This is a genomic window from Actinomycetota bacterium, from assembly GCA_014360655.1.
In the GTDB taxonomy this organism is placed as follows: Bacteria; Actinomycetota; Geothermincolia; order Geothermincolales; family RBG-13-55-18; genus JACIXC01.
The window spans coordinates 280,295-304,435 of the sequence record JACIXC010000001.1; the positions used below are offsets into that span (position 1 = coordinate 280,295).

Here is a 24,141-nt window from a genome sequence, read left to right on the forward strand (position 1 = left end):
GTCCTTTTCAACCTCGCTCTCGCCCGGGAAACAGGATGCGTCGCCATCGGCGAGTTTCCCGTGCTGGGTGCCATGTCCATGACCGGCATCGCGTATCCGGCCATCCAACACCGACGATACCCGCACCTCGCAGAGGAACCCCTTCTTGTGATCCCTCCGGGCGGCGATCACCGCGCCCCGGGGGCACATGTCTTTCCCCCCTCCCCGAGAATCTCCTGGCTCTTTTCCCGCCTGTAACCGGTTCCGGCACCGCGGCAATGTCCTGGTCCCCGCGACAAGCGACACGATCCTTCATGCGCAGCAGGATTTCTGGGATAATGTTGCCTGGTGTCGCACATGAAGGATAAGGTCACGGGTCAAGCGGAGTCGCGCATGAAGAAACCGGGAATGCGGTTCATGGCAGCCCTCCTGGCCGCGCTCGCCCTGGCGGCGGCAGCCCCCCCTGTCCCGGGAAGAGCGGCGCAAGCGCCCTCGCTTCTCTTCCGCGTCGACCTTTCGGAAGGCGCGGTGGACTCGCTTTCGGTGACCCTCGAATTGGAAGGAGAATCCGGCGTGGCGGTGCTGCGCATGGAGGATTCCTACGGCGAGGGGCTGGCGGCCGACCTGTCCTCGCACGTCTGCGAGGAGAGGGCAACGGACGCTTCGGGGCGGGAGCTGCCCATACGCAGGGAGGGCAATACCTGGTACATGGAGCATGACGGCAAGGCCTCCTTCAGCTACCGGGTGAGACTCTCCGGGTACGAGGCGGGCACCACATACATCTCGTCCCTGGCCGCGAGCGGCGCGCGCTGGCCCTACTTCCCCTTCCTGGAGGGCGACCTGGCCTACCTTCCCGGTTACGCCGTCTTCGTGCGGCCCGACCTCCCGCCGCAGACGCCGGTCGACCTGGAGGTGCTCCTCCCCGAGGGCTGGACGACGGCCGTCCCGCGCCGGGAGGGCCCGCACGAACTCGGGGAACTCCTCTCCGATCCCCTCCTCGCCGGGGAGATCACCGTGCTGGAGCGGGAAGGCCTCGTGCTGGCCCTTCCCTCCGCCTCCTCTCCCGCCGCGGGGACGCTCGAGGAATTCGCGGACAAGGTTGCCTCCGCCCTGGACCGCTTGCGGAGCGTGCTCGCGTCCGGCGGGGAGGCGTCCGGGGAAGCATCGCGGGACGGGGTGGTCCTTGTCGCGCTCCTGCGCGGCGAGGGCGACCGCGTGGAGGACGTGTTCTTCCTGCCGGAACCCTTCAGCCACACCGCGGTGCTGGCGGCCCCCGCGGGCGTGGACATCCTCTCCGACGCCTGCCTGGAGGCCTCCGTGCGCGAGGCGGCCTCGCTCCTCCTGCGGCGCTCGCTATTACTGCAACCCGAGGCGAGGTGGTTGCTCGAGGGCGCCGCCTGGTACCTCCAGGGCCTGCTGCCCTACCGGGCGGGGACGTGGGGCGGCGCGCTCTTCTGGGACCGCTTCAGCCGGCGCTACCAGCTTTACCGGGAGGCCGCGGAGCGGAAGCCCGTTTCCCTCGCACAAGCCGGCTTCGAGGCCAACGCCGACGGGGATGCGGCCGCCGTCCTCATCTGCGGCGGCGCCGCTGCCTGCGCGGCGCTGGACGCCGAGCTCCACGCCCTGCAGCCGCAGGAACTCGATCTCGTATCGTTCCTCGCCCGCCTCGCCGAAATGGGCGGGGAGGAAGGCGGGCTGGGGAACGCGGACATCCGCTCGCTCCTCGAGACCCTGAGCGGGCGGGACTGGTCCTCGTTCTTCCGGGGCCACATCGAGGGAACGCGGGTGATCCCCGCCTCCGCCTTCTCCTCCCTGCGCGTCGCCGCAGAGGAGACACCGTCGCTCCCCACCCGGGGCAGCGGGGAATCCACCTCCGTCCCCGAGTGGATACTCCTGGCCGTCGCCGTGGCCCTGGTCCTGCTCATCCCCTTCCTCATGGAGCCCTACACCATGCGCCCGCGCAAGCCCGGCTTCCTGGAAAAGAAGCTGCGCGAGGAGGATTAGGCGTTTCTCCTGGCCGTCGCCGTGGCCCTGGTCCTGCTCATCCCCTTCCTCATGGAGCCCTACACCATGCGCCCGCGTAAGCCCGGCTTCCTCGAGAAGAAGCTGCGCGAGGAGGATCAGGCGTTTCTCCTGGCCGTCGCCGTGGTCCTGGTCCTGCTCATCCCCTTCCTCATGGAGCCCTACACCATGCGCTCGCGCAAGCCCGGCTTCCTGGAGAAGAAGCTGCGCGAGGAGGATCAGGCGGGGCAGGCCCCGAAGGTTGTGTCCAGGAGGGTGCCGCGAGGGCTTTTCCTACCGGGTGCGGCGGTCCCTGACCGGGGTGGTTCCGTGAACTGAATTCTCTTGACTGTATGGTTACCTTGTGGTATCTTCTTTACGAGGGAATTGCGAGGTGAGCGGGCATAATGTCGACAAAAAGTGTGGCGGCGATAATGGGAGTTTTTTACAAACGTTTACGCGTTAATTGATCCGACCGCCGTGGGCGGTTGGACTTTTCATATCGGGCGCAGAGCGACAAAAAAAGGAGGCCAAGCGGGCGGACTTCACGAAAAGGGCGGAAGAGGGGCGAAAAGAGCTCGGCGTTTTCCTCCAGGGGAATCCAAGGGGAAGTCTTCAGGGCTCACTCGGCGTAGACATCGAGGCAGACCTCTCGGCATGAAAGCACTTTGCCATCGTCCATTCCTCTTTCCTCGCGAAGTCCTTCCACCGGCCGCAGAGGCGCACCCGGCCCGCGCGGCCGGAATAAAGAGGTTGAAGGAGGTTGCGGCGGATGAAAAGAAGCGCTAGGTGGGTAGTCTTTATCTCCATCCTCACCCTCCTCGCCGGGTTCCTTCTGACGGGTTCCGTGCTGGTGCTCGCGGAGGGCGAAGAGGGAACCGCAGGCGGGGATGGGACCGGGGTTTCGGCCACGGAAGCCCCTATCGACACCACGGGCATGTCCAAGACGGGCGTGATAGAGGCGGTGGTGTGGGATGACTTCATAATAGAGGAGGTCTCGGACCCCGCGCAGGAGGGCATCAACGGCGTCACCGTCGAGCTTTACGTCCAGGACAAGAGCGGCGAGTGGAAGCTCTGGGGGAGCAAGGTGACCGGGGGCGGGGTTTCCACTACCCTTAAGGCCATTCCTTACGGCTTTGTGCAATGGAAAGAGCTCCCCGTGACGGTCGACTTAACAACCACTACCAAGTACAAGCTGAAACTGGTCTGCGACGAGGACATCGAGCCCCTGAACGGCGACGAGAGGATCGTGCCCCTCAATGTCAGCAACTGGTGGAACTGCCGCTACCTCGAAGTAAGCGACAAGAACAAGAGGCAAGCCCTGGAGGTCGACGGCGTCTCCCTGCTGACGGAAGACGTCGGCTTCATCGAGGCGGTGGTGTGGGACGACGCCATCCTCGAAGACACCACGGACTCCTGCTCCGAGGGGATCAACGGCATCACCGTGAACCTGTACCGGAAGAACAGGGACGGCGGATGGGACCTCTACGGCAGCAAGGTGACCGGAGCCGGGGGCTATTCCAAGCTCGTGCCCTACGGCTGGGTGGGCTGGAACAACCTGCCGGTGGTGAAGGACATACGCGCGACCACCCAGTATAAGCTGGAGCTGGTGACCAACGACACCTTCCAGGCCCTGAACGGCACCGAGAGGATCGTCAGGTTGAACGTCACCAACAACTACTTCCGCTGGTTCTTCGAGGTGGCCGACGACGCCGACCTGCGCGCCTTCGAGATAAGGAGCATCTCGGCCCTCCCCGTGGAGAACATCGGAAGGATCGAGGCCATGGTCTGGGACGACGCGGTGCTCCCCAAGGAGACGAACTCCCGCATGGAAGGCGTGGACGACATCATCGTCAACCTCTACAAGAAGGACGAGAACGGCGAGTGGCAGTTCTACGACAGCCAGAGCACCCACGCCGGGGGCTTCATCTGGCGCGCCGAGCACGGCTGGGTGGGCTGGGACAGCCTCCCGGTGACGGCCGACCTGCGCGTGAAGACCTACTATAAGCTGGAGATCATAACCGACCAGACTTTCAACCCGGTGGGCAGCACGGAGAGGATCATCTCGCTGGATTCCTCGAACCTCTGGTACCGCTGGTATTTCGAGGTGGCCGACAGCGCCGACCTCCAGGCCTTCCGCATCCAGTCCACCACCGTTCTCATCTCCGGCACGGTGTGGCACGACATGAACGCCAACCTGGCGAGGGACTTCTATGAGCCGACGTGCGAGGGCTGGACGGTGATGCTCACCGACAGGTACGGGAGGAAAGTGGCCACGAAAACGACCAACAAGTGGGGTTACTACCAGTTCCGCGGCCTGAAACCCGGTACCTACAAGGTCTGGGTGAAGGATGCCCGGGGCTGGAACCAGACCTGTCCCTTCTACAAGCTGTGCACCTGGCCGCCGTACGGTTACAACAAGGGGCACTATGTCATCAACGGCCAGGCCGGCAAGTACTACATCAACAAGAACTTCGGGATGCTGGACATGGACGGAACACTCCTTGCTCCCGTTGTTTACAGCCTCTGGTGGGTAGGGCTGTTGGCATACCAACTGATACCCTGAGATCGATACCACCGCGGGGGTGAACCCGAGGGCCCCGGGAAACCGGGGCCCTTTTCCTTTGCTTTCTACCCGCGAGGACGGGTCGGGAACAGGATGAGCATCACCAAGGCGCTTATCCCGAGCGCAGCGCACGGTGGTCTCCACCTGGAGGATACCCCGCCCGCTACCACTTCATCCACGCCCTTCTTGTACATATAATCTTGGTATGAATCCTGACGGTGAGAGGTCAACGCATCGCCACAAGGCGAAAGGCGGGTCTTGCCTCCCCGCCTCCCTCGCTCTCGCCGTCACCCTCACGTTGCTGGTGATGGCCGCGTGGGGTTGCGGGGAGCGCGATGTGCCGCCTCTCCGGGAGGAGGATGCAAATGGCGCTTTCGCGGAACTCGTTCCCGGCCTCTCCGCCGACCAGAGCCGCGCCGTGGCGGACTACGGCTACCCGGACCACTTCTTCATCTCCATGGACCCCGAAACCAGGGACCGCGTGGAGAGATGGATCTATTACGCGCGCGGCAAGGCCCTGGACTTCGACAACGGGCGCCTCTTCGGCGAGGAACCCGTCGAGGACAAGTCGGCGGAATACCCTCCCACCTCCCTGCGCCCCCAGGATTTCGGCCCCCTGCTCACCGCCGAGGAAGCCACGGCCATGCTCGGCGAGCCCCTCTTCACCCACGAGGTGGAGGAGAGCCTGTTGCCGGAGAACGTCTTCGTCGTCTACGAGAAGGCGGTCCTGCTCTACCGGGAAGGCCGGCTCATCGGCGTGGACACCCAGGTGCATCCACCTGACATCCCCGGCGCTTCCGGGACCTAGCGCGCTTTGAGGGGTCACATCTTCTATCCTCGGAGGGGACACCGAGTTAGAATCAGGAGGAGGGGGCAAAGGGGGAAAGATAGAAGACCAGGAGACGAAAAGAGCCTCACCGGCTGATATATCGAAGACCGGGGATGTGACCGCGTTGGTTAAGCGCCCCCGTTTTCTGGGTAAAAGGTTAAGGGGGGAAGCGAGTATGCCGGTCTATCCGGGGCAAAGCCCCGAGACGTGACCATACCGGCAGTTCCGGGGGTTAACGGAAAATGCACCGGCGTAAGTACCGCTATGCGATCGCGGGTTTCGCGCTCGCCGCCGCGTACCTGTGCCTCCTCTTCCTCCTCCACTACCTCATCTCCGAGGGCACGCCCGCGAGCCTGCTGCGCGACTCCCCCGCCGCGGTGATCACCGTGCTGCTCAGCCTTCCCCTCTGCCTCCTCGCCGGCTACCTGCTGGGCTCAGAGAAAGACCGCCGTGAGGCGGCGCGGCTGATGGACGAGCGCGAGAAAGACCGCCTGGAGATGGCCGAGAAGATGTCGCTGCTGCTGCACCGCGCGGAGGAATCCCGCCGCATGGCCGCCATCGCGGCCCGCGAGATAAAGCACCCGCTCACATCGATCATCGGTTACGCCCTCACCCTGGTCCAGTACTGGGATAAACTGGATGGCCGGGAGAGGCGCGATTTCCTCGACTACATAAGGGTTTCCGCCACCCGGCTTGAGGTGATGATAAACGACCTCATGCGCATCCTGGAGCTGGCACGGGAATCCGTGCCCCAGGAGGGGGTAAAGCTCGACTTCTCCGAGGTCCTCTCCGAAGTCGCCTCCCTGCTGCAGGGGGTCCACGAAGAAAGGGGCGTCACCCTTAGCCTGCGCTTCCTGGAGAGACTTCCAGCGCTCAGGGGAGACCCCTCCCGCCTCTTCGACCTTCTTTACAACCTGCTGGACATCGCCCTGCGGTGCTCCCAGGACGGCAAGATGGTCTCCGCCTGGTGCTCGCGCCGCGATAACCGCGTGGCCCTGCACGTCCGTTGCCCGAACCTGTCACTGCCCCCGGAAAAGGCCTCGGCCATCGACCGCTGGCCTCCCGCGGAGTCGGAGGGCGAGATGGCCACCCTGGTCATGGAGTACAGGCTGGCTTCCCGCCTGGCTAGCGAGGCTGGGGGTACTCTGCGCATGGACCTGTCCGGCAAGGCGGGGCTCTCCTTCTACCTGGCCTTGCCCCTCGAGCCCACGGAGTAAGCCGTCGGTAGACCTCCCGGAGCGGCCCTGCGGGCAGCCAAACGGTCACGGTACTAGCCCATCTGCGGGTTTGCGCCATCTCCAACCTGCAGCGACCCTGCGGGCAGCCAAACGGTTCAAAGCGGCTCATTCCATCTTGGATGCATCTTGGAAGAGCTGCCGGACCGCGCCCTCCACCCGCGTCGGACCCACGCGACGGGAAGCGGGGGATGCTCGCCCATCACCCTTCCCCGTACCCGGGAAAACCCGCCTGCCGGGCGTCTCCGCGGATCCTTTATGTCACCTGGGGCCAGTCCGTGCCGTAGTAAGGTCGGGCGTAAGGGGGCGCCTCGCGGTAGAAATAGACGATGGCGGGGATCCGGTTGCCGTCCTCCAGGATGACCTCCATCTCACCCTTCTCGAAACCCGCCTCCCCCTCGATGACGTCGATGATGCGTAACATCTCCTCGTAGCAACCCTCGAGGGCGAGGAGGATGACCCCGCTGATCAGCGGCTCCTCCTCCCCCGGCGCCGGGATCAGCAGGGGGTAGCCGAAGGGCGTTTCGTAGAGGTGTCCCGGCACGCAGGCGGGCACGACGTTCCTCACCGTGTGGCTGATGTGGCGGAACATCTTCTCGCCCGGCTTCAACGTGCCGTAAACGAAGACCGGTATCTCGCTCATTTTCGCATCACGGCAACAGTTTTCCCGGGTTCATAATATCGGCCGGGTCCATGACCTTCTTGACCGCGTGCAGGGCCTCGATGGATATCTCCCCTACCTCCCTGCGCATCCAGGGGGCGTGTTCGTATCCGATACCGTGATGGTGGGTGATGGTCCCGCCGTGCTCCATGATGGCCTCGGAAGCCGCTCTCTTCGCCCGTTCCCACTGGGCCTCCTCCTCCCCCTCCGCGGCCATGGGGGCGAAGAAGGTGTAATAGAGCGAGGCGCCCTCGGGATAGGCGTGCGAGACGTGGCAGGCGACCATGCATTTAGAACCGCCCTCTTCCAGGGCGCGTTTCAGGGCCGCATAGACCTCGCCGTAAAGGTGGAGGAGGTTGTCCCAGGTGGTCGCCGTCTCCAGCGTGTCCACCATGACGCCCCAGTTTATCAGCTGCTCGCGGAAGTAGGCGGTCTCGTGCCTGCTGCGGTACCACTGCCTGCCGGGGCTGGTCCCCAGGTGAAAGCCACCCAGCCTGCGGCAGAGCTGCAGGATGCCCGAGCGCTGGTAGTCCACGTCGTCCTGCTCCCCCTCCAGGCCGATGACCATGAAGGCGCCGTCGTCGAAGGAGTAGCCGCGGCTGGCGAGAAGCCGCAGCGCCGCCTCCTCCGCCCTCCTCTTCCACCTGGGCCCCTTCGTGGACCGGAACGCCTTGGCCAAAGCGGTCTCGGTGCGGTCCGAAAGCCTCACGCAGGTGGGAACGAGCCCCTGTTGCATCATCTCCCGCACGGCGGAGACGCCCGCGGCGAAATCCCGGAAGAGGAGGCCCCTGTAGTCCAACACCCGGGGCACGGGGCGGATCCTCATCAACGCCTCGGTTATCACCCCCATGCATCCCTCGGAGCCCACGCACAGCTGCAGGATGGAGGGTCCGGCGGCGCTGGAGGGCACCTTGCGCGTGTCCACCACCCCCCGCGGGGTGACCATGCGCAGCGCCAGCACCATGTCCTCTATATCGCCGTAGCCGGTGGACTGGCGCCCCGAGGCGCGCGTGGCCAGCCAGCCCCCCAGCGAGGAATGGTCGAAGCTCTCGGGGAAATGGCCCAGGGTGAAGCCGTGGCCGTTGAGCTGCTCCTCCAGCTCCGGCCCCAGGGCGCCCGCCTGGATGAGCGCCGTGTGGGAGGTGGCGTCCACCCTCAGCACGCGATTCATGCGCGCCATGTCCAGGCTGATGAAGCCCTCTTTCTTGCCCATGGGCTCCACTCCGCCCGTCACGCTCGATCCGCCGCCGAAGGGTATCACCGCCAGGTTCCTTTCCTCGGCGAGGCGGAATATTTCCAGTATTTCCCTTTCCTCCCGCGGCCACACGACGACGTCCACGGGCCTCTCGATGCGGCGCTGGCGGAAGCGCAGGAGGTCGCGGTAGCTCTTGCCCATGGAATGGCTGACGCGCTGGAACTTGTCCACGGAGACGTTTTCGGGGCCACACAGATCCCTGAGTGAAGCAAGGACGGCGTCCCCCAACCGCGGCGCCGGGAGTTCGATCTCGTCGAGGCTCGGATCGGTGAAGCGGTCGCGGTCCAGGCTCATGCCCAGGTTCTCCCGCATGAAGGGCATGATGTTCTCCCTGTTCTCCACGTCGAACCTCTGGTCGAGGTCGCCCCACCCCCACCAGCGGCTCTTTCCCTCCGCGTAATCAGACATGCGTTACCTCCCTGCCTATAAGGGGCGGACAATGCCCTTCTCGCGTGCGTGCCTCGTTCAGTCCATGACCGGTCCCCATGACGCTCCGAAGCCGCCGTTCACGGGGGCTTCGCGGCCCCCGCCGCGCTCGCTTAGTTCATGGAGGAGGGCGAGAACTCGCTCGCGTTCCCGGCCCCCTCCGGCAGCGTGACGCGGATCTCGGCCCCGTAATCCGACAGTTCCACGTTCATCGTTCCCGTGAGGGATCCCACCTGCGGGTTCTCCATCCGGTAATCTATCTGCATGCGCCGCACGAGGTGGTCCTCCTCCCCGATCCACATCCGGATCTCGGCGCTGAAGCCCTCCATGCCCCCCTGCATGAGGTCGAGCCACTCCCGCATCCGCTCCCTCTCCTCATCGGAGAGGGACTCCTGGTACTGCTGGAAGGAGAGGCGGAAGAAATCTTCCCCCAGCTTCAGCGAGATGACCGCCACCCCTCCCGCTTCCTCCTCCACCGTGATGTCCTCCGCCGCTTCGGCGATGGACTTCCACTGCTGGGGGTCGACCATGCCCATACCCATGTTCTGCGTGCGGTATTGGGCCACGTCCATCTTTATCCACCCCTGTCCCGGCACGTCCTGGTAATAGTAACCACCGACGATGTAGGCCTCGCTGGTCATCGTCCCCATCTCCACGGTGATGTGCTGGGCGGGGATTTCCCCCGTGTTGTCCACCTCGCCGGCGACCTGCATGCGCAGGGAGCCCCCGCCCGCTTCCGTTCCTCCCATCCCTATCTCCATGGTGCCGCTCATGCGGTATCCCGAAAGGGCGGACATGGCCTCGCTGGATCGCATCAAGAGCGCGAGAGCATCGACCTGGCCTGTTTCCCCCTCCGATCTCCCTCCGCAACCGAGCGCCGCCGCAAGGAGAAAAGCCAGGACCAGCAACAACAACGACCTTTTCATCTTCGCTCCTTTCCTCAGGTAGATGATAACTTCACGGGGTCATGTCAGTCCACCCGGCGAAAAGCCGCGGCGACCCGCTGTGTCGCTGACGGCGGGTAGCATCCCCCATCTCCCCCGCGGGCAAACAGCCGTTAACCGGCGCCGGGCCCCGAGTATAAGCATCCGTTAACCGGCGCCGGGCGCTCGTTATGCGGTGGGCCACAATCCCCCATCTCCCCCGCGGGCAAACAGCCGTTAACCGGCGCCGGGCCCCGAGTATATAATCTTACTCGGAAAGGAAGGGGGCGGGTTTGAGGTACGCGGTCTTCTCCGACATCCACTCCAACCTGGAGGGGCTGCAGGCAGTGCTCCAGGAAGCGGACCGGCTCGGCGTGGACGCCCTTCTGTGCTGCGGCGACATCATCGGGTACAGCGCGGACCCCGTTCCCTGCGTGGAAACGGTACGGGAGCGGGGCGTGCGCTGCATCCGCGGCAACCACGAGCGGGGCCTCGCGGACCTGGAGTCAGGCCTCCCCCCCAACATGAACCCCCTGGCCCTGGAAGCGCTTCGATTCACCTACGAAGCCCTGCCGGAGAGTCACCGGGAATGGCTGGTGTCCCTCCCCGACACGCTGCAGGTGAACGGCTCCTTCCTCCTCTTCCACGGGTCGCCTTCCCATCCCGACGAGTACATCTTCGACTCCTTCGAGGCCGCCTACGCCTTCAAGTCGCTGATCATGGAGTATCCGGCCCCCGGCAATCTCCTCTGCTGCATCGGGCATACCCACATCTGCGCGGCCTATGCCTTCGACCCCGAGAGCAGGCGGGTGGAGGAGAGCGCGGTGCGCGACGGTGACCGCTTCTCCATCAAGCCGGGTGCGCATTACATGTTCAACGTGGGAAGCTGCGGGCAGTACCGGGGCGGAACGCCCGCGGCCACCTTCGCCCTCCTGGACCTCGACGAGATGTTCATCGAGTTCCGCTTTCTCGACTACGATTTCACGGCCACGCAGGAGAAGATCATCGCGGCGGGACTGCCCTATCCACTGGCCCGCAGGCTGGGTGTCGGGCAGTAGGCGAAGATGTTAGAATATAGGGGTTATGAAAGACCGCGAATCTTTACATAAATTGGCAGCCAAGGGCGACCTGCGGGGGCTGGTGGAGGCCATGGGCCACCCGCAACCCTACATGCGGCTGACCGCTTCCGACCTCCTGGCCGCGCAGGGCGAAAAGTCCTTCCCCTTCCTCGTGGAGGCCCTCACGCACGATAACCCGGACGTGCGCAAGGGGGCCGCCCGCTCCCTGGGCCTCATCGGCGACCGGCGCGCCGTCCGCCATCTCCTGGACCGCCTGGAAAAGGAAACCCCGGGCGTGGGCCAGTTCATCGTGGACGCGCTGGCGGACATCGGGGACGTCCACGTGGTTCCGGATCTCTGCAGGACCACGCGCAGCCACAGCCTTTCCCTCCGCTACAGCGCGGTAAGGGCGCTGGGTAAGCTGGGGGACCGGCGCGCCATCCCCTATCTCATCGAGGCCCTGGGGGATTCGGCGAGCATCGTGAGGCTGCGTGCGGTGGAATCACTCGGCGGCATGGGCGAGCCGACCCTTTGGGTCCCCGTGAGCGAGATGCTCGCCGACGAGTCGGCGGGAGTCAGGGCGGTCGCCGCCCGCGCCCTCGGAGAGATGCACGCCCTGCGCGCCATCGACTGCCTCCTTCCCCTGCTGCAAAGCGACGTGGAAAGCGACGTCCTGGAGGCCGTAAAAGCCCTGGGGAGGATCGGCAGCAAGAGGGCCGTGGAGCCGCTGCTCGCCACCCGCGAAAGGGAGGGGCGGGAGAGGGTGCTGATGGCAATCGAGGCGGCACTCGAGGCCATCGGCGAGGCGAGCCAGGAATAATCCCCTGTCGGCGCGCCCTTGCGCGGGGCGGCAAGAGCGTGACCGCGGCGGGAAGGGGTCTTGCGGCGTCGACGGGTCGGTCCCCACCTCGCATCCCGCCACCTGTCCCATAACGCTCTCCCTGCGGGGCGCGACGGCGGTGGCGAGCAACGTAGTGATGAAGCGGAATTTCCCGCCCACCGGGAAGGGGTCTTGCGGCGTCGACGGGTCGGTCCCCACCTCGCATCCCGCCACCTGTCCCATAACGCTCTCCCTGCGGGGCGCGACGGCGGTGGCGAGCAACGTAGTGATGAAGCGGAATTTCCCGCCCACCGGTTTATTTTTCTGCTGTAAAGGGAAAATTTCTCCTGAAGAGAATAATTGTATGTAAAATGCCGTTGTCAGAAGGAGGTGAAACATGAACAAGGCGGAGCTCATCGATGCCGTGGCCAAGGACACCAAGATGAGCAAGAAGGACTCCGCGGTGGCCGTGGACAGCATGATCAAGATGATCACCGGCGCCCTGAAGAAGGGCGACAAGGTGACCTTGGTCGGCTTCGGCACCTGGGAAGTGAAGAAGCGCGCGGCGCGCAAGGGAGTCAATCCCAGGACGGGAGAGGCCATCAAGATCAAGGCCACCAAGGTGGTGTCCTTCAAGCCCGGCGCGGCTTTGAAGAAGGCGGTTTCCGGCAAGAAGTAGGAAAGCAGCATATCCGAGGCAGGAACGTGCTTTTGTCTTTACCGCCCCTTCGGGGGCGGTAGTTCTTTCCGCGCTTCCGCGTCGCGCCGCCCGCGACCGCGCCCACCTGCCTCCCCATGGGAACCTCGGCCGTCGCTGCGTTATTCCGTCTTGCCTTTTGGGGCGGCGGCTCTCATAATATATCGCGTGCGCCCGTAGCTCAATTTGGCAGAGCAGGGGACTCTTAATCCCAAGGCTGAAGGTTCGAGTCCTTCCGGGCGCACCACCCTTTCAATGGGCGTTTTTCAGCAGGGCGAGCATGCCTGCCGCCTGTGGCGGTTGCGCATCCCTTCTTCTACGCGCCGCCCTTGTAGTGGTCCTTGAACTCCTCGCGCGCCAGCCTCTTGGCGATCTTCCCCACGGAGGTCTTGGGGATCTCGTCCACGAACAGGACATCGTCCGGAAGCTGCCACTTGGCGAACTTGGGGGCTATGAATCCCAGGATGTCCTCCTTGGAGACCTTTCCCTTGTACTCCTCCCGGAGGACCACCAGGGCCAGGGGCCTCTCCTCCCACTCCGGGTGGGGAATGCCTATGACCCCCGCCTCCAGCACGGCCGGGTGGGCCACGATGGCGTTCTCCAGGTCAACGGTGGATATCCATTCGCCCCCGCTCTTCACGAGGTCCTTGAAGCGGTCCACTATCTTTATGTAGCAATCAGGGTCGATGGTGGCCGCGTCGCCGCTCTTCCAGTACCCGTCCTCGGTGAAGGACTCGGCGCTGCGCGGGTCATTATAGTACGAAGCGGTCACCCAGGGGCCCCTGATGAGCAGCTCGCCGACGGATTGCCCGTCGCAGGGCAGCTCCTTCCCCTCCTCGTCCACGAGCTTCACGTCGATGCCCACCACGGGGATGCCCTGCCTCCTCTTCATGTCCCACTTCTCTTCCTCGGAAAGGCCTTCCAGGGTGGGCTTGAGGAAGTTTATGGAAACCAGGGGGGTGGTCTCCGTGGCGCCGTAGGCGTGGATGACGTCCGCCTTCCCCAGCTCCCAGTACTCCTTCATCATGGCCAGGGGCGGCTCGCTGGCCCCGGAGACCATGCGGCATCCCTTGAGATCCGGCTTGGGGTCCATGGTGCGGATGTACTCCAGCATGGGCATGAAGATGGCCGGCGCCCCACAGGTCACCGTGACCCCCTCGGACAGGAGCATGTCGACCAGCACGTTGGCCATCTCCAGGGTATACATCCCGGGGAAGACCAGCTTCGCCCCCACCAGGGGCCCGGTGATGAAGGCTCCCCAGCCCAACACGTGGAACATGGGGGTTATCTGCATCATAACGTCGTTCCGGCTCAGGTTCAGGTTGATGGCCACGGCCAGCGTGTGGAGGTAGAGGGCGCGGTGGGACAGGTAGACGCCCTTGGGCTTGCCGGTGGTCCCGGTGGTATAGCAAGCGGAGCAGGCAGCCTTCTCGTCCACCATGGGCCAGTCCATCTCCGCGTCCGCTCCCTGCAGCAGCTCCTCGTACGCGTACAGCGGGCTGAGCTGCGTCTGGAAGGAATCCCTGGGGCGGTCGGTGATGAGCATGTAGCCCTCCACCGTCTTGAGCTCCGGCGCGATGGGCTCGATGAGCGGCACGAGAAGGTCGGAGGTACATACGAGCTTGGCCTCGCTGTGATTGATGACGTAGGCCCGGTCCTCCATGGACACGCGTGGGTTTATCTGCAGGAGCACCGCTCCCAGGCCGGAGATGGCATAGAACAGCTCCGCAAAGCGGTAGGTGTTGAACTCCAGGACCCCCACCCTGTCGCCGGGGCCTATGCCCAGGCCTTGCAACGCCTTGGCAAGGCGGCACACCCGCCGGTAGCATTCCCGGTAGTCGTAGCGGAAGACGCTTCCGTCCAGGTTGCGCGAGGCCACCTCCACCTCGCCGTAGGACCTCGCCGCGTGCCTCAGGATGGTGGGCACGTTGAGCTGGTAATCGTTGTTGGAAGTGGAAGGAAATCCCTGTACGATCCGGTATCCCATGCGCGCACCTCCTTTTTCCTGTGGCCGCATCATGCCGGCCCGCCGACAGCCGGTACCCCCGCCGGAAAGGGTCAAGACCTTTCGCGAGCGCGCCCATGAAACGGGCGTCGCAGGGCGTCGCAGGCTCCCTTCCCGCAAAAGCTCTTTATGAAAAGATTTTATCATAAGGCGTAACGCGTCACCCCCGGCGTCGCGCCCACGTGGCCGAGGGGCGCGGCCACAAGGGCTATGCTCCCGCCGTCACGCCCCTCCCTGCCCCTGCCGTTCACCCCTGCGTTCCGCCTTGCCCTTGAGGATGGCCAGGCCCATGTCCACCATGCGCGCGAAGGGCTCTTCCCGGTCCTCCCGCAACACCACGGAGATCGCCTCGCCCGGACAGCTTCCCGCGCAGAGTCCGCACCCGAGGCACCTCTCCCGGTCGACCACCGCCACCTCCTTTACCCGCACCGCCCCCACCGGGCAACGCTCCACGCACGACCCGCAGCCGGTGCATTCCTCCACGTCGACCACCGCCTCGAAGAGGGCGTTAAGGAAGAGGCGCTTGTCCATGCCCCTCCTGGTGATGCCCTTCATGGAGGCGCAGCAGCAGGGGCAGCAGTTGCAGATGTTGGAAAGGTGCCTGGTGTTGGCGCCCGCATGGACCAGCCCGGCCTCGTCCGCCCGCCTCAGGATATCTATGGCCTCCGCGGCGTCTATCTCCCGCCCGATGCCGTTCTCGATGTAGTACTCCGCGGCCGTCCCGAAGCTGAGGCAGGTCTCCATGGGAAAACCGCAGCCCTTCCCGGTAAGCGCCGCCTCCTTGCGGCAGATGCATTCCGCCACCGAGATAGCCCGCGCGGACCGCACCTGGTCCAGCAGGTCCAGGAACGGGTACACCGTGAGGTCGGCCACCACCCTTTCCCCGAGGGGGAGCACCTTGAAGCCGGGGACGCCGCTGGCGCCCATCTCCTCCATGTAGGCCGACTCGTAATACTCGCGGTAGAGTGCGGCCAGCTCCCCGTCCATCTTTCCCACCGAGTACTCGTAGAGGCCGATCATGAAGGGGGCGGTGTTGTAATAGGCACGGCCTTCCCTGCGCGAGCGGAACAGCAGCCCCTTGCGCGACATCTCCTCCAGCCTCTTATCCAGGTACGCGGCGTCGAGCCCGGCGCGCGCGGCGATGGCCTCCGCATCCTCCGGAAAGGGCGTGAGCAACGTGGCCAGCTCCGCCTCCTCCTCCGTGAAAAGCGCTTTCAGGATGCGTATCTCCACCCCGGAGGGGGTGGAAGGAAATCCCAGGGGCATGCGGTCCAGGAACTCGCGCAATCTCCGGTAAGCGTCGTCTTTCGCCACGTCGGCTCCTTTCCCCGTGAAAGACCTCAGAAGAGCTGGACCACCAGGGCGTACGGTTGTGGGGCCATGGGGACGTTCGCGGCGGCTATCTCCAGCGTGTAGGTTCCCGGTTTCCCGGACACGTCCAGGACCACCCTCTCCACGTTGTTCAGGGGATCGCGGGAGGTCCTTCCGTTCGGGTAAGAGAACCCTCCCTCGGGATCGATGACCCTGAGGTCGAGGTCGTTCACCAGGTGAAGCCTGGCCTGGGGAAGGGAGGGGTAATCCGACCAGGCCAGGGTCACCCTGAGTTGGCTTCCAGTTTTTACCTCAACGCGGAAAACGCGCGACTCTCCGCTGCGCATCCCCTCGCCGTCGTCGATGACCCTTAACCAGGTTTCCCGGTCCGTGGGCGCAGTGAAGTCGCACTTCCCCCATCCCTCCACCGGGTTGGGCGCGCGCGGCACCTCCAAGCCCGCCTCGCCGTACTGGCCGGGATACAGGTCCAGCGCACCGTTCACCAGGAAGGCCTTCACGAGGGCGGCGGACGGGGGCACGCCCCTCGCCGCCGTGAGCTCGGACCTCAAGGAGGCCACCCTTCCCGCCACCAGCGCGGCAGCCACGCCGGTGCCGTAGACCACGCACGTGCGGTCGCCGACGGGAAACGCAGCGGGACGACCCGCGGTTCCCGCCGCGGCGAAGGTGACCACTCCCGTCGCGGCGGCGACCAGGTCCGGCTTTATCCTGCCGTCCGTGGTGGGACCCCGCGAACTGAAAGCGGCCATCCCCGGGGTCGATCCTTCCGCCCTGTCTTCCTTCAGGGGAGAGGCGGGGAAGCGCCCCGCAAAGGCGCCTTCCAACTCGCCGTAGGTGGGGACGCGGTAGCTCCCGGCGCGGCCCGCACCCTCGCAGCCCCCCACCGCAAGCACGTTCTTGGCCGCCGCTCCCCCCAGCAGGCTCCCCCTGTCCACCACCCCGTCCCCGTCAGCATCGGTGCCCTCGTTCCCCGCCGGCTCCACTATAGTCATGTCCGCATGGTCCCAGGCAAATGCATCCCTCTGAAAGCCGTAGATCCCGTAGGCACAAAGGGATTCCCTGCCCTCAGGCACGCTGCCGTCGAGGAGCGACCTCGCCCCCTCCAGGTATGCCCTCTCCAGCAGCGCGGTCATGGAGGCCGGCTGCGGCAGGGGGCCGATCCCGTATCCGGTGGCATAGACGGCGAGCTCGACGGGGTTCGGGCGCGCCGTGTCGCCTTCCGAGGACAGCGAGTCGCCCGCGAGCAGAACTCCCGCCAACGCCGTTCCGTGCCCGCTCACGTCCTCTCCCTCGTCTCCCCGGAAGGAGTAGACGCCGGTCACCCTGCTCCTGAGCGTCTGCGGCAGGCCGTCCGCGCCCGCGCTCGCCAGGCCGCTATCGGCGAGGGCGACCTTCTCCGGCCGAGTGGAGACGGCAGCGGCGTGATCGGGATGGAGATCGCCCGCCGACGCGCCCCGCGGCGAGGCGACCGCGTTCCCGGCCAGGGTACCGCCGGTGTACAACTCCAGCCACTCCACGGCGCGCAGGGCGGCCACCTCGTCAAGCATGTGCGGCGCCACGCGCATGACCAGGATGCCGCACCACGCGTCCTTCTCCCCCTCCAGGACCTCCACGCCCATGTCGCGCAGCGCCCGCGCCGTCTCCTCCAGCAACGAACCGTCGTAGAGAAGGGCCGCCACCGTCGCCTCGCGTCCCTGCGAGAGCTGCAATTGCAGGGACGGGGACACCTTGAAATAGGGCTGGTATATTCCCGTCCAGGAAACGAATGGCAGGCCCTCCACCCCTGCGCGTTGCCGGTTGTCCACGGCCACCAGCAAGGCGTTGTAGGGGATGTAGCCGCAGACCTTCCCCCCCGCTTCCCGCACCGCCTCCAGCCACGATCCCTCGATGCTCCCCGCGCACTGCACGAGATAGAGACCGGACGACCGGTACCCGTCGACCCGGAAAGCGGGGGGGATGCGGCCCGCGTCATGGTCCCAGGGATAGATGGCGCCGTTCGTCAGGAGGACGGGGAAACCGGGCGACGGACCGGGCTCCTGCGCGCGTGCGGCGTCCCCCGAGCCGACCGCGCCGCACGCCGTGAGCAGGACCACCGCGAGGATCACGGCTTTCGCCCGGCGGCAAAGCCTCCCGTTACGCGAGCACATCATATCCACGTCCAAAAGCGATCTGCCGGTAAGGCTCCCAGGGAAGCCTCGTGGCACTGAGCCAGTGGGCCGGTCGAGTTCGCCCTCCGCCTCCCGCCGTCAGCCCTCCCCAGCTTGCCCTTTGGCCCGCCGGGTCGGCGCGACACCAATCCGCTTCCGCGTATCCACCTAGGGGATGCGCTTCCAGGAGCGCACTTCCTCCATCATCGCCTCCAGGTTCTTCAGCGGCGCTTCCGGGGGCACATCGCATCCGGTGGAGAAGACGTAGTTCCTTATCGCCTTGGTGTTCCTGAGCAGCCGCCGCGTCTCCCAGCGCACGTCCTCGGCGGTCCCGCGGTGAACAACCCTCTTGGGGTCCAGGTTGCCCAGCACGACGACGCTCCTGGGAAGGCGTTCCGCCGCCTGGGCGATGTCCATGCGCGCATCCAGGAGCACGCCGTCTCCGCCGCAGCTGCCAATCTCATCCAGGAGGTGCGTCACGTCGCCGCATATGTGCAGCATCCCGCACGCTCCCCCCGACCTTATGATGCCGAAAAGGGCGCTGAGATAAGGGCGGTAAACGGTGCGGAAAACCCTGGTATCGAGGGCTTCCGCCACCGGGTCCACCACCATGACCACGTGCGCCCGCGAGGCAAGGGCGGCGGCGTACTCCCCCACCACGGAGGTTGCGAAGGCAAGGGCGTCCTTCATGTCGCTTCCCTTTCCCATCTCCGCGAGCATATCCGTCGTCCCCGCGAGCTGGGAGAGAAGGGTCAGCGGGCCGGTGACGAAAGCCCCGCACAGGCCCGTCCCGTCAGCCCGCAGCTCCTCCGCCACCCTGAGAAAGAGCGGCATGCGCGCCGTCCTCTCCGGGTCCGGCGGGTCCAGCTCCATGAACCTTTCAAGGCGCGGCAGTTCCTGCTGCGCGAGGTTGGGCGGCCTTCTCTCGAAGAACTCCACATCCAGGCCGAGCGCCTCCGCCTCCACGGTCGGGTCCAGGAGCGTGAAGGTTATGTCGGGCCGCAGGCGTTCCCGCAGGGCGCGCAATGCCTCCAGCTGCACCTCGGCATCGTTTACCGCGCCGCGTACCGACTTTCCCGCCAGCCTCACCCCGGGGTATCCCACCAGGGGAGCCGCAAGCCTGCCGCTCTGGCTCACCACCCAGTCATAGAAGTTCATGCCGCCTTCCCTTCCCTGAGCACCGCCGCCCGCCCGAACGACGCCTTTTCTCCTTCAAGACCGCCTCCCGATATCCCGCGCAATCCCGGGATGCCGCCTTCCTTTCCCCGGGCACCGCCGCCCGCCTGGAAACATAATACCCCAATGCTTCCATGCCGACCAAGGAAAGGCGGAAACGCGAGGGGCGGCCGCCGGGGTGCCCCGGCCCGACCTACGCGCCTTCCTTCCCCCGCGGTGCGCATATATAATGTGACGCATGAAAGTCGTCCATTACAGCGAGGTTCCCGCCGAGGATCCCGGCGGCGAGAGCGCGGGCGTCACCATAAGGTGGCTCATATCGCGGGAGGACGGCGCTCCCCATTACTACATGCGGGTCTTCGAGGTCTCCCCCGCGGGCTACTCCCCTCTGCACCGCCATCCCTGGGAACACGAGATCTACATCCTCTCGGGCGAGGGCGAGCTGGTATCGGAAGGGGGTTCCGTGCGGGTGGAGCCGGGGACGGCGATCTTCGTCGAGAGCGAAGAGCTGCACCAGTTGAGGAACGTGGGGGAGCGAATCCTGCGCTTCATCTGCACCATACCGTCATCGGGGTCATGACGCCCCGGGTCAACACGCGGGGCCAGGCGCGGGGTGTTGCCTGAGGCAATGGATGGGGTGCGACCTCGGGTGTCGCCCGGGCGACTCTCACGCCCGTTCCCTGGGGAGCAGGTCCTCGCCGTCTATGAGGTGGATGACCTCCAGGCAGTTCTTCACCACTTCCTGGTATTTCTGGTGTTCCCTCCTCAGGTAGCCGACGGGGCAGCGCACCGCCCGTATGTTCCTCACCACGATGTCCCTGCGATCGTGGATGTGTCCCGATATGGAAACGGTCACCTTGTCGTGGGAGGACAGCACGCCGCCGGTCTCCCGCGATCCCGGGAAGGGGATGCCCTCCACGGAGAGCTCGTCGAAGGGCGGGTAATGCGTGATCACCACCACCTCCCGCACCGCGGCTTCGCGGCTGAGGCCCTCTATATCCTGGTCAAGGCGGTAGTTGAACTCGCGCGCCACCTCGAAATCCACCCTCTTGACGGGAGCCCCTCCCTCCGCCACCATGGTCGAGATGTCCGTCCAGCAGGCCCAGCGCATGTCATTCCAGATGCTGTCGAGCAGGTAATGGTAATCTCTGGGAAAGGCGACCGCCGCGGTCCCCGTGCCGTGGGTGTGATCGTACCATCCTATGCTGCCCGCGAAACCGACTCCCCTGTACACCTGGGGCTCCATCCAGAGGGGGACGAAGTCGTTGCGGCGACAGACCTCGGGCAGGTAGAAGTAGTATTTCTCGTAGGAGTCGTGCCCCAGGTTCTGCATCTCCTCTGAAAGGACCCAGATATCCTGGTTGCCGGGGACGAAGAGCTTCGGGCAGCGCAGCGAAGCGAAGCAATCGAGGGCGTACTCCAGGTCTCCCAGTTCGGGACTCACGTCCCCCGCGATGACGAAGACGTCGGGGTCCACGATCTTGAGTACTTCGGCGAGGTAGGGAACGAGCTCCCAGTTCCGCTGCGAGATATCCACGTGGAGATCGCTGGTGTACGCTATCCTCAAGCTCGGCCTCCCCCTCCGGTCCGCAAGGGTGTATCTCTATTCTAAGGGATAACCGCGTGATAAATCTTCCGCAAAGGCGAGCCGCCCCTCCGCGTGATATAAAACAGCTGGCCACGCCGGAAACACGGCGTTTCCCTGCTCCGGCGCCGCCGTCGCCCGCTCAGGCCCTCAGGGCACCGCCGTCATAGAGGGGAAGCGCGTTCTCCCCATCGGGCTGAGGGATATGCACCGTAAAGACGGAACCCTTGCCGCGTTCGCTCCTCACCTCGATGCGCCCGTCGTGCGCTTCCACCAGTTTGTTTACGATGTAGAGTCCCAGCCCCATCCCCTTTATGGTGCCCCCTTCCTTTCCTTCCCCCTTGCGGAAAGGCTGAAATATGAGGTTCACGTTCTCCTCGCTGATGCCCTGTCCCTCGTCCCTCACCCCCAGGACGACCTCCCTCCCTTCCCTGTGGGCGAAGACCTCGATCCTGGAACCGGGAGGCGAATACTTGGCCGCGTTGTCCATGAGATTGAAGAGGACGATCTCCAGCTTGTCGCGGTCGGCAATCACGCTGGCGGCATCCTCCGCTATGTCCACCTCCACGACGTTATCTGAGGACCTGGCGCGAAGTTCCTCCACCAGGCTCCCCACCATGGTCACGAGGTCCACTTCCTCCAGGTCCACCGCCAGCTTGCCCGACTCCAGCCGCGAGACTTCCATCATGTTGATGACGCTGCGCCGCAGGCGGTCCGCGGCCTTGCGCAGCTTCTCTATGATCTCCCGGCTCTCCCTGCCGTCCAGCGTCTGCCCGTATTCGCGGAGCACCTCCGAAAAGCCCATGATGAGGGTGAGGGGGTGGCGCAATTCGTGTGAGGCCATGCTGATAAGATCCGTCTTGGTCTTGAGGTTCTCTTCCTGGCGGCGGCACATGTCCTCCAGAAGACCGATGCGGGCCTGCAGGGCCTCCACGCGCAGGGGAACGGAAACCGCCATGCCGAGCAGGCCCGCCGCCCTCTCTATCAACTCCGTCTCCCGCTCCGCGAAGGCCCCTCCCCTGACGCTTCCTACCAGCAGGATACCCTTGATGCCCTCTCCGAGAAGGGGCACCGCGACGTAGGACCTTATCCCCCGCAGTGCCAGCCTGTCCTCTCCCGGCCCCCACAGGAAGGTGTTCAGGTTGTTCCTCACCAGTTTCCCGCTACGGGCCAGGGAAAGGGCGAGCGCTCCCTGGGGGTCGACGATGGCGGCGAACTCCTCCTCGTCCAGGGCTTCTCCCTTCATCCATCCCACGTGCCTTGCTCCCGTCTTTCCCTGCAAAGATGCCAGGAACAGGTCAACGGAGGCGACGCTCTCGAGCTCCCTGTAGAGACCCCCGCACGCTTCCTCGAGGGAAACGGCCGCGGAAAGACGCCTGGAGATGCGCAACAGTATCTTGCTCACCTGGAGATGGTCGCCGCTGCGCGCCCTTTCCTGCATGGACTCGAGCACGGAAACAGCCTGTCCCGCAAGGAAACAGGCCAGCCTCAGGTGGAATTCCCGGAAGGCCTCCCGGCCGTCGTTGCGCTCCAAGAGGATGGCGCCCAGAATGCCCTTTCTCCCCGCCAGGGGTACCGCTATGCGCCATCCCGAATCCCCTTCACCGCTCTCCCCAGCGGGGACGCCGTTACGCAGCGAACAATTCCCCTGTAGCGCCTCCACCATCTCCGGCCTCGTGAGGAGGGTCATGTCAAGGCTTTCCTCCCCCGTGCCGCAGTCCATCACGCCCTCGAATCTCTGCGCCTCACCGTCTATCACCGCGACCACCGCGCGGTCGCAGCCGAAGAGCTCCCTCCCTCCGCGTGCCAGTATACGCAGGGCCCTCCCCTGATCGTCGCACGCGGCCAGCTCTCCTTCCAGCTCCGCCAGCATCTCGAGCGAACGGCGGTACTCCTCCGCGCGCAGCCTCTCATCCACGCCTCCCGCAAGGTGCAGCATCAACCCCGCCAGGGAGGGAAGGGAGTCCAGCTCCGACTTGGTGAACCTGCTGTCGCCGGGCAGGTAAAAGCCGCAGAGAAGGAACCTCGTACCTGCGCGTGCCGGGACCAGGAGCAGGGTCAGGCCGCCGGCCGTCGCCAGCTCCGAGGCGGGCATCTCCTCCATGGCGGGGCTTTCGGGTTTCACCACCGACATGCGCTGCAGGCCTATGGCAGCTTTTTCCAGCCCGCCCGTAGTGCGAAACAGCTTCTCGCCGCCGTATACGGCGTCGGCATACCAGAGAAACGACCTCTCCTCCGTCCCCCGCCCGCCCATGTAAGCGAAACCCATGCGCGCGGACAGTTCCACGCATACCTTGCGCAGCCCCGACGAGAGGAACCCCTCGCTGTCCGCAGCTTCCTCGGCGATACGGGTCAGGTCCTCTATCATGGCGGGCAGATCCCACGCGGATGACCTCCGCGCCTCCCGCTGGGTGGAGACTCCCTCCTCCGCGAAGAGCTCGCCCAGACGGTGCGTGACCTGGACAAGCAGCTCCATGTCCTGCGGTCCCATGGCCGTGTACGTGCGCCCGAAGAGGGTGAGGATGCCCACCAGCTGATCCTCGCGAAAGATCGGGGTGAGCAGGAAAGACTTCACCTGGTTGGCGTGGAAATACGGCTTGACGGCGGGGAAAAACTCGCTGATGCGGTTCGCGTCCAGGCTCAGCTCCCTGTCCCCCGAACGGCGCAGCGACTGCAGGAGCTCGGGCAGGTTCTCCTCGAAGAGATGCTCGATCAGGTCAGGCATGCCGCCCCATCCACGGGAGGCGATGAGCACGGCCATCTTCTCCTCCTCCGGACCGCGCAGGCGGTGGACGGTCCCCCCGTCCACGTTGAAAAGCTTGATGAGGAGATCGAGGCTGAGGGAGGCGGCCCGCACGCAGTCCGTCCTCCCTATCACGTAATCGGAAAGTATCCCCAGCTCAACTTCCGGGCCTTCCTTGGCCCCGGCGATCTCCCCCAGCCGGTCCTCCAGGGCGAAGAGCTCCACCATGCGTTCCAGCACGACGCTGACCGCCGCCGCCTTGAAAGACTGGGGGTCGGGGAGGGGGGCATGGGGGGCGAGGGCGACCAGGAGCACCGCCGTAAGGTAAGCGTGGCTGCGGATGGGGAAGAGGAGAACGTGCTCGACCGGCGTGACGGTGATCTCCTCCAGGCCGAGCTCGGCGAGCCCCTTCCTGTCCACGGCGATGAAGCGCCGCGCGGCCTGGCGCGAGACCCATTCCACGGGCAGCAGCCTCCCCCTGATCGCCTCCCTGGCACCCGCGTCCAGGTTCCAGGCCAGCCTGGGCTCCAGGAAGGAGGAGGCCTGTTTGCGCGAGAAAAGCACCGCGCGCTCTCCCCCCACCGCTTCCGCGATGGCTCCCAGCACTTCCTCCAGGGAGAAACCCGAAGAGTAGCGCCTAAGCACCTCGCGGTACAGGTCCACCGCATCCCGCAGCTCCATCTCACATCTCCCCTCACATACCGGC

The 24,141-nt window shown here is 65.3% G+C and carries 18 protein-coding genes and 1 tRNA gene; 10 read left to right on the top strand and 9 right to left on the bottom strand.

Annotated elements, in window-relative coordinates:
• The first annotated feature begins 372 nt into the window (after positions 1–372).
• The 5 genes from H5T73_01125 to H5T73_01145 all read left to right on the top strand — a co-directional run bounded on the left by H5T73_01125 (position 373) and on the right by H5T73_01145 (position 6,592).
• Positions 373–1,983: a hypothetical protein gene (locus H5T73_01125; GenBank protein ID MBC7246366.1), complete on the top strand. Its 1,611-nt coding sequence runs from the start codon at positions 373–375 to the stop codon at positions 1,981–1,983.
• A gap of 21 nt (positions 1,984–2,004) precedes the next feature.
• A complete protein-coding gene (locus tag H5T73_01130) occupies positions 2,005–2,319 on the top strand; it encodes a hypothetical protein (GenBank protein ID MBC7246367.1) in 315 nt (104 codons plus the stop codon).
• Between the two features lie 433 nt (positions 2,320–2,752).
• Complete coding sequence (locus H5T73_01135; GenBank protein ID MBC7246368.1) at positions 2,753–4,546, top strand: hypothetical protein; 1,794 nt, start codon at positions 2,753–2,755, stop codon at positions 4,544–4,546.
• Positions 4,547–4,751: 205 nt separating this feature from the next.
• Complete coding sequence (locus H5T73_01140; protein ID MBC7246369.1) at positions 4,752–5,354, top strand: hypothetical protein; 603 nt, start codon at positions 4,752–4,754, stop codon at positions 5,352–5,354.
• A 263-nt stretch (positions 5,355–5,617) separates the two neighbouring features.
• Entirely contained in the window at positions 5,618–6,592 is a 975-nt protein-coding gene (locus H5T73_01145; GenBank protein MBC7246370.1) for a HAMP domain-containing histidine kinase, read from the top strand.
• A gap of 274 nt (positions 6,593–6,866) precedes the next feature.
• Here the strand turns inward: H5T73_01145 and H5T73_01150 are convergent, their stop codons facing one another.
• From H5T73_01150 to H5T73_01160, 3 genes are all read right to left on the bottom strand, one after another.
• Complete coding sequence (locus tag H5T73_01150) at positions 6,867–7,253, bottom strand: gamma-glutamylcyclotransferase (protein MBC7246371.1); 387 nt, start codon at positions 7,251–7,253, stop codon at positions 6,867–6,869.
• A 7-nt stretch (positions 7,254–7,260) separates the two neighbouring features.
• The gene (locus H5T73_01155) at positions 7,261–8,934 is read right to left on the bottom strand and encodes an FAD-binding oxidoreductase (protein ID MBC7246372.1); all 1,674 of its coding nucleotides are present in this window, start codon (positions 8,932–8,934) and stop codon (positions 7,261–7,263) included.
• Between the two features lie 131 nt (positions 8,935–9,065).
• Positions 9,066–9,878, bottom strand: a complete 813-nt coding sequence (locus H5T73_01160) for a hypothetical protein (protein ID MBC7246373.1) — start codon at positions 9,876–9,878, stop codon at positions 9,066–9,068.
• A 290-nt stretch (positions 9,879–10,168) separates the two neighbouring features.
• Between H5T73_01160 and H5T73_01165 the strand changes: the two genes are divergently transcribed.
• The 4 genes from H5T73_01165 (at position 10,169) to H5T73_01180 (ending at position 12,697) form a co-directional block, all read left to right on the top strand.
• Positions 10,169–10,933, top strand: a complete 765-nt coding sequence (locus tag H5T73_01165; protein MBC7246374.1) for a metallophosphoesterase family protein — start codon at positions 10,169–10,171, stop codon at positions 10,931–10,933.
• A gap of 52 nt (positions 10,934–10,985) precedes the next feature.
• Positions 10,986–11,753 carry a HEAT repeat domain-containing protein gene (locus tag H5T73_01170; protein MBC7246375.1) on the top strand — a complete coding sequence of 256 codons (768 nt, stop codon included), beginning with the start codon at positions 10,986–10,988 and terminating at the stop codon, positions 11,751–11,753.
• 397 nt (positions 11,754–12,150) lie between these two features.
• Entirely contained in the window at positions 12,151–12,432 is a 282-nt protein-coding gene (locus tag H5T73_01175; GenBank protein ID MBC7246376.1) for an HU family DNA-binding protein, read from the top strand.
• 188 nt (positions 12,433–12,620) lie between these two features.
• Positions 12,621–12,697: transfer RNA gene (locus H5T73_01180), tRNA-Lys, on the top strand.
• A 69-nt stretch (positions 12,698–12,766) separates the two neighbouring features.
• Here the strand turns inward: H5T73_01180 and H5T73_01185 are convergent.
• From H5T73_01185 to H5T73_01200, 4 genes are all read right to left on the bottom strand, one after another.
• Positions 12,767–14,437 carry a long-chain fatty acid--CoA ligase gene (locus H5T73_01185; protein MBC7246377.1) on the bottom strand — a complete coding sequence of 557 codons (1,671 nt, stop codon included), beginning with the start codon at positions 14,435–14,437 and terminating at the stop codon, positions 12,767–12,769.
• A gap of 240 nt (positions 14,438–14,677) precedes the next feature.
• Positions 14,678–15,769 (bottom strand): 4Fe-4S binding protein, encoded by a 1,092-nt coding sequence (locus H5T73_01190; GenBank protein ID MBC7246378.1) that lies wholly within the window; start codon positions 15,767–15,769, stop codon positions 14,678–14,680.
• A 26-nt stretch (positions 15,770–15,795) separates the two neighbouring features.
• Positions 15,796–17,946 (bottom strand): S8 family serine peptidase, encoded by a 2,151-nt coding sequence (locus H5T73_01195; GenBank protein MBC7246379.1) that lies wholly within the window; start codon positions 17,944–17,946, stop codon positions 15,796–15,798.
• Positions 17,947–18,099: 153 nt separating this feature from the next.
• Positions 18,100–19,089, bottom strand: a complete 990-nt coding sequence (locus H5T73_01200) for a uroporphyrinogen decarboxylase family protein (GenBank protein ID MBC7246380.1) — start codon at positions 19,087–19,089, stop codon at positions 18,100–18,102.
• 256 nt (positions 19,090–19,345) lie between these two features.
• On the opposite strand from H5T73_01200, the gene H5T73_01205 reads away from it, so the two are divergent.
• Complete coding sequence (locus tag H5T73_01205; GenBank protein ID MBC7246381.1) at positions 19,346–19,687, top strand: cupin domain-containing protein; 342 nt, start codon at positions 19,346–19,348, stop codon at positions 19,685–19,687.
• Positions 19,688–19,774: 87 nt separating this feature from the next.
• Here the strand turns inward: H5T73_01205 and H5T73_01210 are convergent, their stop codons facing one another.
• Together H5T73_01210 and H5T73_01215 are read right to left on the bottom strand one after the other, a co-directional pair.
• The gene (locus H5T73_01210) at positions 19,775–20,674 is read right to left on the bottom strand and encodes a metallophosphoesterase (GenBank protein ID MBC7246382.1); all 900 of its coding nucleotides are present in this window, start codon (positions 20,672–20,674) and stop codon (positions 19,775–19,777) included.
• Positions 20,675–20,834: 160 nt separating this feature from the next.
• Entirely contained in the window at positions 20,835–24,116 is a 3,282-nt protein-coding gene (locus tag H5T73_01215; protein ID MBC7246383.1) for a GAF domain-containing protein, read from the bottom strand.
• Between the last annotated feature and the right edge of the window lie 25 nt (positions 24,117–24,141).